The following is a 12,448-nucleotide window of genomic DNA, read 5'->3' as shown; positions in this document are numbered from 1 at the left end:
CGCTGGATTAGAAGTAGTAGGGGTAGTTGGACCAATCCGGGTCGCGCTTGCCCAGGAACGCGTCGCGCCCCTCCACTGCTTCGTCGGTCATGTAGGCCATGCGGGTGGCCTCGCCTGCGAAGACCTGCTGTCCGGCCAGGCCATCGTCGGCCAGGTTGAAAGCGAACTTCAGCATGCGGATGGCCTGCGGGGACTGGCGCGCGATATCGGCTGCATACTCCAACGCCACCTCTTCGAGGCGTTCGTGATCCACCGACTCGTTGACCGCACCCATGCGGACCATGTCATCGGCCGAGTACTCGCGGGCGAGGAAGAAGATTTCGCGGGCTGTCTTCTGCCCGACCTGGCGGGCGAGCAGCGCCGAACCGTACCCGGCATCGAAGGAGCCGACGGTGGCGTCGGTCTGCTTGAACTTGCCGTTCTGCTTCGAGGCGATGGTCAAATCCGAGACCACGTGCAGCGAGTGCCCGCCGCCGGCAGCCCAGCCATTGACAACGCACACCACAACCTTTGGCATGGTGCGCATCAGGCGCTGGACCTCCAGGATGTGCAGGCGTCCGGCACGTGCCGGGTCGATGGACTCGCGGGTCTCGCCCTCGGCATAGCGGTAGCCGTCGCGGCCGCGGATGCGCTGGTCGCCGCCGGAGCAGAAAGCGTGCCCGCCGTCCTTCTCCGATGGTCCGTTGCCGGTCAGCAGCACGGTGGCCACATCGCTGGTCATGCGGGCATGGTCCATGGCGCGGTACAGCTCGTCCACGGTGTGCGGGCGAAAGGCGTTGCGCACCTCGGGGCGGTCGAAGGCGATGCGCACGGTGGGAAGGTCGCGCACGATGCTGCCATCAGCGGTTCGCTCAACCTGGCGATGGTAGGTGATGTCGGTGAAGTCGAATCCCTCGACCACGCGCCAGCGCGTTGGATCGAAGACATCGGAGACCTTCTCGGGCAATGCGGAATTATTCAGGCTACTCACCCTATGAATGCTAGTCGGTTTCGTCCCGAACTCTAAGAAAGGGGGAGTAGACTCTTCACGGCCCGACTGGCGGTTGCGCACGGAATCCCCGCCTCGAAGCCTTGGACCACCCAGTGAGTCACCGGATTCATTTCACGATTTTGCACGGATCCATTCAACGCTTCCGTAGGTCAGGAGTTCATCTATGCCATCTGCCCAGCATCAACCGGCAGCCCCGGAAATCAGCGCCGAGGGCTACAAGAAATCCCTGAGCCGCCGCCACGTCCAGATGATCGCGATCGGCGGAGCCATCGGCGTGGGGCTGTTCATGGGGTCCGGCGGGCGGCTGGCCTCGACCGGGCCGGCACTGGTGCTGTCCTATCTGGTGGCCGGTGCGCTGGCCTACCTGCTGATGCGGGCCCTGGGTGAATTGATCATGTACCGCCAGACCTCAGGCTCCTTCGTCTCCTACGCCGCTGAGCTCTTCGGCCCGAAGGGCGCCTTCGTCTCCGGATGGATGTACGTGCTGAACTGGATCATGACCGGCATCGCCGAATTGATCGCCATCGGGCTGTACTTCCAGTACTTCTTCCCGAATGTCCCGGTGACCGTGTCCGCATTCTGCGCGCTGCTGCTGCTGGTGGCCATCAACCTGTTCAGCGCCAAGGCGTTCGCGGAGTTCGAGTTCTGGGCGGCCTGCATCAAAGTTGCCGCGATCCTGCTGTTCCTGGCCGTGGGCACCTACATGGTGGTGACTAACGCCCAGGTCGGAGAGCACACCGCATCGGTGGCCAACCTGTTCATCGGCGATGAGAACGGCGAGGGCGGCATGTTCCCGCGCGGCTTCTTCGTCAGCATCCTGGTCCTGAATTCGGTGATCTTCGCCTACAACGCCATTGAACTGGTGGGCATTGCCGCCGGCGAGATGGAGCACCCGGAAAAGGAAGTTCCTTCGGCAATCCGCGCCGTGGTCGTCCGCATCCTGGTCTTCTATGTCGGCAGCGTGTCCCTGCTGGCCATGGTGCTGCCCTGGAACGAGTATGAATCCGGGGTCAGCCCGTTTGTCACGGTCTTCGAGAAGATGGGCCTGGGCTGGGTGGGCAGCGTCATGAACCTGGTGGTGATTACCGCCGCGCTGTCCTCCTGCAATTCGGGCTTGTACTCCATCGGCCGCATCCTGCGCACCATGAGCGGCAATGGGCATGCCCCGCAGTGGCTTTCCAGGATGAACAAGCACTTTGTGCCTTCAGCCGGCATCATCACCGTGGGCGTGGTCTATCTTGCCGGCGTCATCCTGAACATCTGGCTTGGCGATTCCTTCGCCTTCGACCTTGCCTTGAACACCGCATCCATTGGTGTGCTGTTCACCTGGGCCTCGATTTTCGGATGCCAGCTGATGCTGCGCAAGAAAAAGGGCGCTGTGTCCTCGCTGCTCATGCCGGGTTCGCCCATGACCGGCTGGATCGGATTGATTTCCCTGCTGGTGATCACCGTCTTGATTTCTTTCGATACGCTGACCGGGGAGAACGGCGAGGTATTCCCGGTAGGGCTGTACACGATCGCGACGATTCCGCTGTTCGCGGTGCTGCTGTGGGTCGGCTGGCGGTTCGCCCGCAGGCACGCCCGGTCGAGCATCGACTTCTAGCCGCCGGGCTTTCGGCACCAAGCACCAAGGGGGCGCATCTGCACTGCAGATGCGCCCCCTTGGTGCTGTGCTGGCTCAGGACGTCCGGGTTTCGTCCTGTTGCACTGTGGCCAAGATGCCGGTGTCCAGGGCATCGGGGATTTCTGTCCCGCGCAGCGAGGCTCCGGCGGTCTCCGGCATGAACTTGATGGCGATCGCGCCGATGACGCAAGCTGCCATCATGTAGATCGCAGGGAAGAGCAGGAAGCCGGTGGAATCGATTGCCGCTTCGTTGACCATCGCGGCGGTACCGCCGAAGATGGCGGTGGCGACGTTGTAGGTGATCGCGAAGCCCGCGAAGCGCACCTGCGAGGGGAACATCGCCGGGAAGGTCGCGGTAATGGTCGCCAGCTGCGGGATGTACAACAGTCCCAGCACAGCGAAGCCGACAATGGCCCAGGCGAAGGACTGGCCCATGAGCCAGAACATCGGCAGCGCCAGCACGAACAGGCCGATCACCGAGGCGTACCACATCGGACGGCGTCCCACCTTGTCGGAGAGCGAGCCGGCGAACGGGATGACCGCCATCATGGCGACTTCGCCGATCAGGATGGTGGCCAGCGATGCGCTGGAGCTCAGCCCCAGCTGGGTTTCCAGGTAGGTCGGCATGTAGCTGAGCAGCGTGTAGTTGACGACGTTCAGCGCGATGACCAGTCCGGTCATGGTCAGCATCGGTCGCCAGTACTGCATGACCAGTTCCTTGAGCGAACCGCCTTGCTGGGCTTCGCCGGCCTCTTCCATCTCCTGGAAGACCGGGGTGTCTTCCAGCTTGCTACGCAGGTACAGGCCGATCAGGCCCATGGGCAAGGCGAGGAAGAACGGGATGCGCCAGCCATAGGCCATCATGGCTTCTTCGCCGAGCATCAGCTGAAGGGCCAGCATTACCGCGGTACCGAGGGCGAAGCCGCCCAGGGTGCCGAATTCCAGGAAGGAGCCGAAGAAGCCGCGCTTGCGGTCCGGCGCGTATTCGGCCATGAAGGTTGCCGCGCCGCCGTATTCGCCACCGGTGGAAAAGCCCTGGACCATGCGCAGCAGCACCAGCAGGATCGGGGCTGCGACGCCAATGGCTTCATAGGTGGGCAGGACACCGATGAGGAAGGTGGCCAGCGACATCATGATGATCGTCAGGGCCAGGATCTTCTTGCGGCCCAGCTTGTCGCCCAGCGGGCCCCAGACCAGGCCGCCAATCGGGCGGACCAGGAAGGAGAGGGCGAAGGTGGCCAGGGCCATGAAGGTGCCGCCCTCGGTGGGGAAGAAGTGGGCGGTGATGTAGGTGACGGCTACGGCGTAGACACCGTAGTCGAACCATTCGGTCATGTTGCCCATGGCCGAGGCGGCAGTGGCCTTGCGAACTTCTTGCCGGCCTTCCTGCGTGTTCATGTCCGGGCCGATGTCGTGGTCCAGGTCGGGTGTGAAATTATGAGAATTCGAGTTGTCGTTTGGCTGGCTATGTTCCGGTTGCATTGCTGCTCCGTTGTTTTCAGCTTTCCGTCGACCGATCGCCCAAGGGCCAGATAGAAATTCATCGCCTTGGCCGCGGTCCACGATCCGAGGGTTTCCCGGAGTCGGTTAAATACCAGAGGCTATTCGAATCATTCTGCAAAATCAAGCACTGACATGGATTTGGTTCCGAGGGTTCGCGGATAAAACGGTAGTTGGCCTGTGGGCTGGCCACGTGGAATAGCAGGCCTGAAAATGTTCAATTGTGAAAAAGCGGCGATCCGCGACTTTATTATTGAACGAATGGTCGGTAAGTTTAGGTGTTGAGGGTCACTAACCATTTCGGCATAAGGAGCACAAATGACCGAGGCATTTCTCGTAGGTGGAGCACGCACGCCGGTAGGCCGCTACGGAGGGACGCTCAGCGCTGTGCGCCCCGACGACCTGGCTGCGCTGACGATCCGCCGCGTCATCGACGACGCAGGCATCGACCCGGCAGACATCGATGAAGTCATTTACGGAAACGCCAACGGCGCCGGCGAGGAGAACCGCAACGTGGCCCGCATGGCTGCGCTGCTGGCAGGACTTCCCATCACCGTTCCTGGCATCACGGTCAACCGCCTCTGCGCCTCCGGCATGAGCGCCATCACCATGGCCAGCCATATGATCAAGGCCGGTGCCGCCGACATCGTCGTCGCCGGCGGCACCGAATCCATGTCGCGGGCTCCCTGGGTCATGGAAAAGCCGGCCAAGGCCTTCGCCAAGCCGGGGGCAACCTTCGACACCTCCATCGGCTGGCGCTTCACCAACCCGCAATTCCTTTCCGGGGAGTACGCCCGCGATGGCAAAGCCACGTTCTCCATGCCGGAAACCGCCGAGGAAGTCGCCCGGGTCTACAACATCTCGCGCGAGGACTGCGACCAGTTCGCCGTCGAATCCCACGCCAAGGCCATCGCCGCCATCGAAGCTGGGCGCTTCCGCGATGAAATCGTTCCGGTGACCGTCAAGGGCCGCAAGGGCGACACCATCGTGGATACGGATGAAGGGCCTCGGCCTGGCACCACCATGGATGTGCTGTCCGGACTGCGCCCAGTAGTCAAGGGCGGCAGCGTGGTCACCGCCGGCAACGCCTCGACGCTGAACGACGGAGCTTCGGCGATCCTCGTGGTTTCCGAACGCGCCATCAAGAAGTACGGCCTGACCCCGCGGGCACGTATCGTCGACGGGCAGGCCGCGGGCCTGGAACCGGAGATCATGGGCATGGGACCGGTTCCGGCGACGCGCAAGGTCCTCGAACGCGCCGGCGTGGGCATCGAGCAGATCGGCGCCATGGAAATCAACGAAGCCTTCGCCAGCCAGTCCCTGGCCAGCATGCGCGAGCTGGGCGTAGACGCCTCAATCGTCAACCGCGACGGCGGCGCCATTTCGCTGGGCCACCCGCTGGGTTCCAGCGGTTCGCGCATTGTCATCACCCTGCTGGGCCGCATGGAACGCGAACTGGCTTCCGAGCAGCGCAAGCTGGGCGTGGCCACCATGTGCGTCGGCGTCGGCCAGGGCACCGCCATCCTGCTGGAAGGCGTCTAGGCATGAGCGATTTGAACAGCGAATTCACCACCCTCAAGCTGTCGGAAACCGATGACCGGCTCTGGGTGCGCCTGCACCGGCCGGATGTGCGCAACGCCATCGACCAGGCCATGGTCGACGAGCTGCACGCCATCTGCGCCTACCTGGAGAAGAACCCCAAGATCCTGATCATCGCAGGCACCCCCGCAGAAGCGCCGAGCGAAGCCAACCCCAAGGGGCGCAAAGGCATCTTCGCTTCGGGCGCGGACATTGCCCAGCTGCGCGAACGCCGTCGCGATGATGCGCTCGCAGGGATCAACTCGGGCATCTTCGACAGGATCGCCAAGCTGCCGATGCCGGTGATTGCAGCCCTCGACGGCTTCGCGCTGGGCGGCGGTGCCGAGCTGGCCTATGCCGCGGACTTCCGCATCGGCACCCCCGAGCTGCGCATGGGCAACCCTGAAACGAACCTGGGCATCATGGCCGCGGCCGGCGCCACCTGGCGGCTGAAGGAGCTGGTCGGCGAACCGCTGGCCAAGGAAATCCTGCTGGCCGGCAAGGTGCTCACCGGCGAGCAGTGCCTGGCCGCCAACCTGGTCACCGAATTGCATCCCGCCACCGAGCTGGATGCGGCGGCCGACGCCTTGGCGGACCGCATCGGAGCCCAGGATCCTCTGGCGGTTCGGATCACCAAGTCGGTCTTCCATACTCCCCGCGAAGTCCACCCGGTCATCGACACCTTGGCCCAGGGCATGCTGTTCGAGTCCCAGGCAAAATTCGACCGCATGCAAGCATTCCTAGATCGAAAGAAGAAGTAAGCATGAGTGCACAGACCAGCTTCACCTCCGGCGCACTGCCGCAGCAGATGGGCGTGCTCGGCGGAGGGCGCATGGGCGCCGGCATCGCCCACGCGTTCCTGATCAGCGGCAGCTCGGTGACGGTTGTCGAACGCGACAGCGAGTCGGCGCAGGCCGCCTATGAGCGCGTGGCAGCATCAGTGGACAAGTCGATCGCCCGCGGCGGGGTGAGCGAAAGCCGCGAAGAGCTGCTGGCTCGTTTCTCCACCAGTACCGATTACGGGCAATTCGCCAGCGCGCAGCTGGTGATTGAAGCAGTCCCCGAAATCTGGGATCTGAAGGTCTCCTCGCTGCAAGCGGTGGAGCAGGCCTTGGGCAGCGATGCCGTGCTCGCATCCAACACCTCGTCGCTGTCGGTCAGCGGACTGGCCGAGGAATTGCAGCGTCCGCAGAACTTCCTGGGCCTGCACTTCTTCAACCCGGTCCCGGCTTCCACCCTGATCGAGGTCGTGATCGGCAAGCAGACCGACCAAGCGCTGGTGGGTGCATCGCGCGGTTGGGTTGAAGGCTTGGGCAAGACCGCGGTCGTGGTCAATGACGCTCCGGGCTTCGCATCATCCCGCTTGGGCGTGGCAATCGCGCTGGAAGCGATGCGCATGGTCGAGGAAGGCGTCGCCAGCGCCGAAGACATCGACAATGCGATGGTCCTCGGGTACAAGCACCCCACCGGCCCGCTGAAGACCACCGACATTGTCGGTCTGGACGTGCGGCTGGGCATTGCAGAGTACCTGCATGAGACGCTGGGGGAGCGCTTCGCTCCGCCGCAGATCCTGAAGGACTTGGTGGCCGAGGGCAAGCTGGGCCGCAAGACCGGGCAGGGCTTCTATACCTGGTAGGACATCGATGAAAAGGGCTGCGCATGCAGCCCTTTTCGCGTTCCGGCAGGTGTTTCAGGCGATCAAGCCGCTGTGGCGCGCACGCAGCACCGCATCGAAGCGATTCGTGGCGACCAGCTTCCGCGCCGCCGGCGCCAGATAGCTCGTGACGGTGCTTTCGGCTAAGCCCATATGCGCGCCAATCAAGGCATTGCACGGGACCAGCGCCAGATGGGAATCCACTTCGAGCTCACGCGGCGAAAGGACAGAGAGGCCGACGCCTTCATTTGCCTGGCCATGGGAGCCTCCAGCGCAAGCACGCTGATTCACGAGCTCGGCGGCTGGCCGGGCCGGATATCACCGCACTCCTGGCCTGGAACGGCTTTTGTCATCGGCGACAACACCACCTGGCGTCGTGCGGTGCTGCCCGTCTGAGCCCAGTGGGCGTACAAACCGGTGGTCGGCAAGCGCCGGCTCAGAACAGATGGCTCAGCAACGAAGAAAACAACTCATCCGGGTCATTGGGCAGTCCCTTGGAAGCGAACCACTCGCAAAGATTCACGCAATCGCGATGCAAGAAGTCCAAACCGTTCGGGTTGCCGGCGAGATCGACGCACTGCGGAACATCGATCACCACCAGGCGTTCGCCGGATACGAGAAGGTTGTATGCCGAAAGGTCGCCGTGGGCGACCCCGAGTCCGGCAAACCTCTCCAACGCGTCGACGAGCTGGTCCCACAGCGCTGGCAGGCGCGGATCAAAGCGCGAGAGCTGCTGCAACCTCGGAGCCGCCGCATGCTGGTCCTCGGGATCGGCGATGAACTCCATCAGGATTTCGGTGCCGTCGATTTGCACCGGATAAGGGACCGGAATTCCCGCCTCGTAGCAGCGCAACAGGTAGGTCCATTCGGCGTTGGCCCACTGCAGCGCTGCCACCTGCTTGCCGTAGGTGGAGTTGTTGCGGATGGCGCGGTTATCACGCGAACGCCGTGCGGAGCGCCCATCGCTGTAGGCCTGGGAACGGCTGAACTGCATTTGCTCACGTGAACGGTAGCGCTTTGCGGCCAGAAGGCTGCTGCGATCTTCGGTGGCACGTTCCAGCAGGAAGACATCGCCTTCCTTGCCGGTTTTCAGGATTCCCAGCTCCGTGTCAATAGCGGCGGCGTCTTCGATGAGCCAGTGCGGATACGGCTTCGGCCCGCGCAACCCCTTTTCGATAAATGGCCACGTCGAGTACCGTTGGCCGTCATCCGGTTCACCGGTATCGGATTCGTTCCAGACAGGCTTGTGCTTGCTGAATTTCAGTTGCTCATCGGCATCTGCGGAGCCGGCATCGATCAGTGGTGAATGTGCGGCCGCGAGGCCAGCGGGGTAATGCATTGGAAATAGTCCTTGGAAGTAGTGGGGAGTGACGGGTACAGGCGGAAAGCAATCATCGTTACCCCTCCTTCGCTAGACTGATTGACGTTTGTCAATGACTAAAACTCTACAACATGCCAGCGATGTGTTGCAATGGGCCTATGAACCAAAGCCTGAATTACCGCAAGCAAGCCGGAGATCTGGAATGGAACGGAGCCGTCAATGCGCGGCATGTCTGCGGGGCGTTCTACCGCATGGGCAGGCACGAGTGGCTGACCGACCAGGGGTGGCGGCAGCTGCAGGATGACGGCATTGACCGGATCATCGACCTGCGCAACCCGAGCGAGATCAGGCGCCGCGAACATGACCCGGTGGTTGCCGAGCCGAGCATGCGGGGTATCGAGCTGATCAATCTCCCGCTGGAATCCCCAGGTAACGAGCGTTTCGAAGCGGTCGCGGTCCCGTATATGAACCACACCGGGATGTACCGGCTGGTTTGCGAGGAATTCGGGGATCAGCTGGTGGCGGTCTTCGAGAATCTGGCGGCAACCCGCTGCGGAGCGGTGATCCACTGCTCCGCCGGGAGGGACCGCTCGGGCCTAGTGGCGACGCTGCTGCTGGATTTGGCCGGGCTCCGCGACGAAATCCTGGCGCAGGACGAAGCGGCGGTGCGCGGCATCAATGAATGGCATCGGGTCTCGCCGCGCAAGCACCCCCATGAGTCCCACCAGTCTGCCGGTGAGCTGGAGGCTATCATCAGCAGCCGCGCCGCCGAATTGGAGAAGTTCCTGGGCTGGCTCGGCTCTGCGGAGGACTACCTGCGCGGCCAAGGCCTGAGCGAGGACAGCCTGTCCGCTGTCCAGGCGCTGGCTCGACTCAATATCCCATGACAGCGCCGCAGCCGCGCTGTAGGCTCGGGGAATGGATGGAATACCGCGGCATCATGCCTTGAACTATGTTGAACTGACCGTCACCGACCTGCAGGCGGCAACGGATTTCTACGCGGCCGCCTTCGGCTGGAAGTTCATCGACTACGGTGACCGGTACGCTGGCATCCTCATGCCGGAAGCGAGCACTGAAGAGTCCGGGGGACTGCTGCTGTCCGACAAGCCGCGGCCTGTTGGCGGGCCCTTCGTGCTGCTGTATTCCGACGACCTGGATTCCACGGCGCGCGCCATCGAGGCCGCTGGCGGATGGCTCGACCAGCCGGCCTATCCCTTCCCCGGCGGTCGCCGGCTGCATTTCACTGATCCCTCCGGCAACGAGCTGGGTGTCTGGGCCAGCCGATAGCGAGCTTCGGCCGGTTGTCGGCGCTGGCGCTTCACCTCGTTCTCTTGCGCAGTCATTCAGGTGTCGTCGATCACGCCAATGCTGATATGGTTAACACTATTACTGACCGACCGTTCAGAAAGGAATTGCGTCGATGACGACAGCCCAGATTGGTGCAGTACCAAGTTTCATTGCCGGCCAATGGCAGACCCCAGCAGCCGAGGGAGGTACCGAAGTCCTCGACGCCAACACAGGCGAGCTGCTCGCCACCGTCACCAAGGAACCCCTTGATGTCGCCGGCGCCGTCGCCTACGGCCGAGAGACCGGCCAGCGGGAACTTGCCAAGCTGTCCCTGCATGAGCGCGCGCTCAAGCTCAAGGAACTGGCGCTGTACCTGAACGAGCGGCGCAAGGACCTGTACGAGGTCTCCTTCAAGACCGGTGCTACCAAGATCGATTCGATGGTGGACATCGACGGCGGCATCGGCGTGCTGTTCACCTTCTCCTCCAAGGGCCGGCGCGAGCTGCCCAACTCCAACGTGATCCTGGATGGGCCAACCGAACCCCTGAGCAAGGACGGCTCGTTCATCGGCACCCACATCTACACCGCGATGGCCGGTGTTGTTGTCCAGGTCAACGCATTCAACTTCCCTGTGTGGGGCATGCTGGAGAAATTCGCTCCTGCCTTCATCGCCGGCGTGCCAACAATCGTCAAGCCGGCGACCCCCACCGGTTACCTCACCGAAGCGGCGGTGCGCATGATGCTGGATTCGGGCATCCTTCCTGAAGGATCCCTGCAGCTGCTCTCCGGATCCGCCCGCGACATCATGGACCACCTGGACTACCGGGACATGTTCGCATTCACCGGCTCGGCATCCACCGCCAGCAAGCTCAAGGCGCACCGCAACGTCATCGACGGGGGTGTCCGCTTCGCGGCAGAAACCGATTCCCTGAATGCGGCCATCCTCGGCCCGGACGCGGTGGAAGGAACCCCTGAATTCGACGCTTTCGTCAAGGTTGTCGTCAATGAGATGACGTCGAAGGCCGGACAGAAGTGCACCGCCATCCGCCGCAACATCGTGCCGGCCGCTCAGGTTGACGCGGTCATCGCCGCCATCGGCAAGCGCATCGATGAACGCGTAGTCATCGGCGACCCGCGTGTTGAGGGCGTCACCATGGGCGCTTTGGCTTCGCTGGAGCAGCTGGCCGACGTGCGCGGGGCCGTCGAGGACATGATCGCTGCCGGCGGCGAGCTGGCCTACGGCCGGCTGGATGCCCCGGCGGTACGAGTGGCTCCGGAAACCGATGCCGTAGCGGAATCCGGTGCCTTCATGTCGCCTGTGGTGCTGCGCTGGAACGACGCGCGCAACCCGATCGTGCACTCGCGCGAAGCGTTCGGCCCGGTCAGCTCAGTCATCGGCTATGGCAGCGTCGAGGAGGCAGTGGAGCTCGCCGCCATGGGCGCCGGATCGCTGGTCGCGACCGTGTGCACCAATGACGCCGAATCCATGCGTGCCCTGTCCCTAGGCATCGCCGCCCACCACGGGCGCGTGCACATCCTGAACCGCGAAACCGCCCGGTCCACCACCGGCCACGGATCCCCGGTTCCGCACCTGGTCCACGGCGGCCCGGGCCGCGCCGGCGGCGGCGAAGAACTCGGCGGCATCCGCTCGGTCAAGCACCACATGCAGCGCACCGCGGTCCAGGGCTCGCCCAACATGATCACTGCGCTCAGCGGAGTCTGGCATACCGGCGCCCAGCAGTCGCTGGCAGGCAGCCCGATGTTCGGCGGCAAGCCGGAGAACGTCCACCCGTTCCGCAAATCGCTGGCCGAGCTGAAGATTGGTGACGGTTTCGCTTCGGACCTGCGCGAAGTCAGCTTGGAGAAGATCACCGAATTCGCCAACGAAACCGGTGACACCTTCTACGCGCACACCGACCAGGCCGCCGCGGAAGCCAATCCGTTCTTCCCCGGCATCGTGGCCCATGGCTACCTGCTGGTTTCCTGGGCCGCGGGGCTGTTCGTAGAGCCTGCTCCGGGACCGGTCCTGGCCAACTACGGATTGGAATCCCTGCGCTTCATCACCCCGGTGGCTGCCGGAGATTCAATCCGCGTGACCCTGACGGCCAAGAAAATCACGCCGCGAGTCACCGATGAATATGGCGAGGTCGCATGGGATGCGATCTTGCACAACCAGAATGATGAGATTGTCGCGACCTACGATGTCTTGACCTTGGTGGAGAAAGAAAACCTCACCTACGCCAACTTCGAAGGCTAAAACGCAACTTCAGCAAGGGTGGATGCCGTCAACCACGGCATCCACCCTTTTGCGTGCTCGGAGCCAGGACAGCTTTGCCGGATATCTATGAAAGCGTTTCCAATTTTGGCAAGATTTGACGCGGAGTGAAAAAATTTTAGGGCAATTTACGCGGACATTTTCGCGGGTTTAATGTATTTACAGAAATTTACTTATTGGAGAGAGATAAGAAAACGCTTACAGTTGTGTCGCAGGTC

The 12,448-nt window shown here is 62.9% G+C and carries 11 protein-coding genes; 7 read left to right on the top strand and 4 right to left on the bottom strand.

The features are described 5' to 3' along the window. Window positions 1-7 precede the first annotated feature (7 nt). Window positions 8-970, bottom strand: a complete 963-nt coding sequence (locus ACR9WD_RS12055) for a 1,4-dihydroxy-2-naphthoyl-CoA synthase (protein WP_174787668.1) — start codon at window positions 968-970, stop codon at window positions 8-10. A gap of 184 nt (window positions 971-1,154) precedes the next feature. Between ACR9WD_RS12055 and ACR9WD_RS12050 the strand changes: the two genes are divergently transcribed. Next, on the top strand, window positions 1,155-2,594 hold the full coding sequence (locus tag ACR9WD_RS12050; RefSeq protein ID WP_149597169.1) for an amino acid permease: 1,440 nt from the start codon (window positions 1,155-1,157) through the stop codon (window positions 2,592-2,594). A 75-nt stretch (window positions 2,595-2,669) separates the two neighbouring features. Here the strand turns inward: ACR9WD_RS12050 and ACR9WD_RS12045 are convergent, their stop codons facing one another. Next, complete coding sequence (locus ACR9WD_RS12045; RefSeq protein ID WP_174787669.1) at window positions 2,670-4,097, bottom strand: MFS transporter; 1,428 nt, start codon at window positions 4,095-4,097, stop codon at window positions 2,670-2,672. Between the two features lie 336 nt (window positions 4,098-4,433). On the opposite strand from ACR9WD_RS12045, the gene ACR9WD_RS12040 reads away from it, so the two are divergent. From ACR9WD_RS12040 to ACR9WD_RS12030, 3 genes are read left to right on the top strand one after another with little or no spacing between them, the layout of a single operon-like run. After that, window positions 4,434-5,657, top strand: a complete 1,224-nt coding sequence (locus ACR9WD_RS12040; protein ID WP_073705847.1) for a thiolase family protein — start codon at window positions 4,434-4,436, stop codon at window positions 5,655-5,657. Window positions 5,658-5,659: 2 nt separating this feature from the next. Then, window positions 5,660-6,454 (top strand): enoyl-CoA hydratase/isomerase family protein, encoded by a 795-nt coding sequence (locus ACR9WD_RS12035; RefSeq protein WP_149597168.1) that lies wholly within the window; start codon window positions 5,660-5,662, stop codon window positions 6,452-6,454. A 2-nt stretch (window positions 6,455-6,456) separates the two neighbouring features. Continuing rightward, complete coding sequence (locus ACR9WD_RS12030) at window positions 6,457-7,329, top strand: 3-hydroxyacyl-CoA dehydrogenase family protein (RefSeq protein ID WP_038992296.1); 873 nt, start codon at window positions 6,457-6,459, stop codon at window positions 7,327-7,329. 54 nt (window positions 7,330-7,383) lie between these two features. Here ACR9WD_RS12030 and ACR9WD_RS12025 read toward each other — a convergent pair whose 3' ends face one another. Together ACR9WD_RS12025 and ACR9WD_RS12020 are read right to left on the bottom strand one after the other, a co-directional pair. Further along, complete coding sequence (locus ACR9WD_RS12025) at window positions 7,384-7,638, bottom strand: LuxR C-terminal-related transcriptional regulator (RefSeq protein ID WP_149597167.1); 255 nt, start codon at window positions 7,636-7,638, stop codon at window positions 7,384-7,386. A 145-nt stretch (window positions 7,639-7,783) separates the two neighbouring features. Beyond that, a complete protein-coding gene (locus ACR9WD_RS12020; RefSeq protein WP_066140929.1) occupies window positions 7,784-8,686 on the bottom strand; it encodes a serine protein kinase RIO in 903 nt (300 codons plus the stop codon). Between the two features lie 140 nt (window positions 8,687-8,826). On the opposite strand from ACR9WD_RS12020, the gene ACR9WD_RS12015 reads away from it, so the two are divergent. From ACR9WD_RS12015 to paaZ, 3 genes are all read left to right on the top strand, one after another. Continuing rightward, complete coding sequence (locus ACR9WD_RS12015; RefSeq protein ID WP_434922132.1) at window positions 8,827-9,555, top strand: tyrosine-protein phosphatase; 729 nt, start codon at window positions 8,827-8,829, stop codon at window positions 9,553-9,555. A gap of 31 nt (window positions 9,556-9,586) precedes the next feature. After that, complete coding sequence (locus ACR9WD_RS12010) at window positions 9,587-9,955, top strand: VOC family protein (RefSeq protein ID WP_149597166.1); 369 nt, start codon at window positions 9,587-9,589, stop codon at window positions 9,953-9,955. A 133-nt stretch (window positions 9,956-10,088) separates the two neighbouring features. Continuing rightward, window positions 10,089-12,212: a phenylacetic acid degradation bifunctional protein PaaZ gene (gene paaZ / locus ACR9WD_RS12005; protein ID WP_434922131.1), complete on the top strand. Its 2,124-nt coding sequence runs from the start codon at window positions 10,089-10,091 to the stop codon at window positions 12,210-12,212. Window positions 12,213-12,448: the final 236 nt, after the last annotated feature.

The sequence above is a fragment of the Glutamicibacter sp. PAEs-4 genome (assembly GCF_051161755.1).
GTDB lineage: Bacteria > Actinomycetota > Actinomycetes > Actinomycetales > Micrococcaceae > Glutamicibacter > Glutamicibacter nicotianae.
The sequence above is the reverse complement of the archived record's forward strand: the minus strand, read 5'-3'. Positions and strand labels throughout refer to the sequence as shown.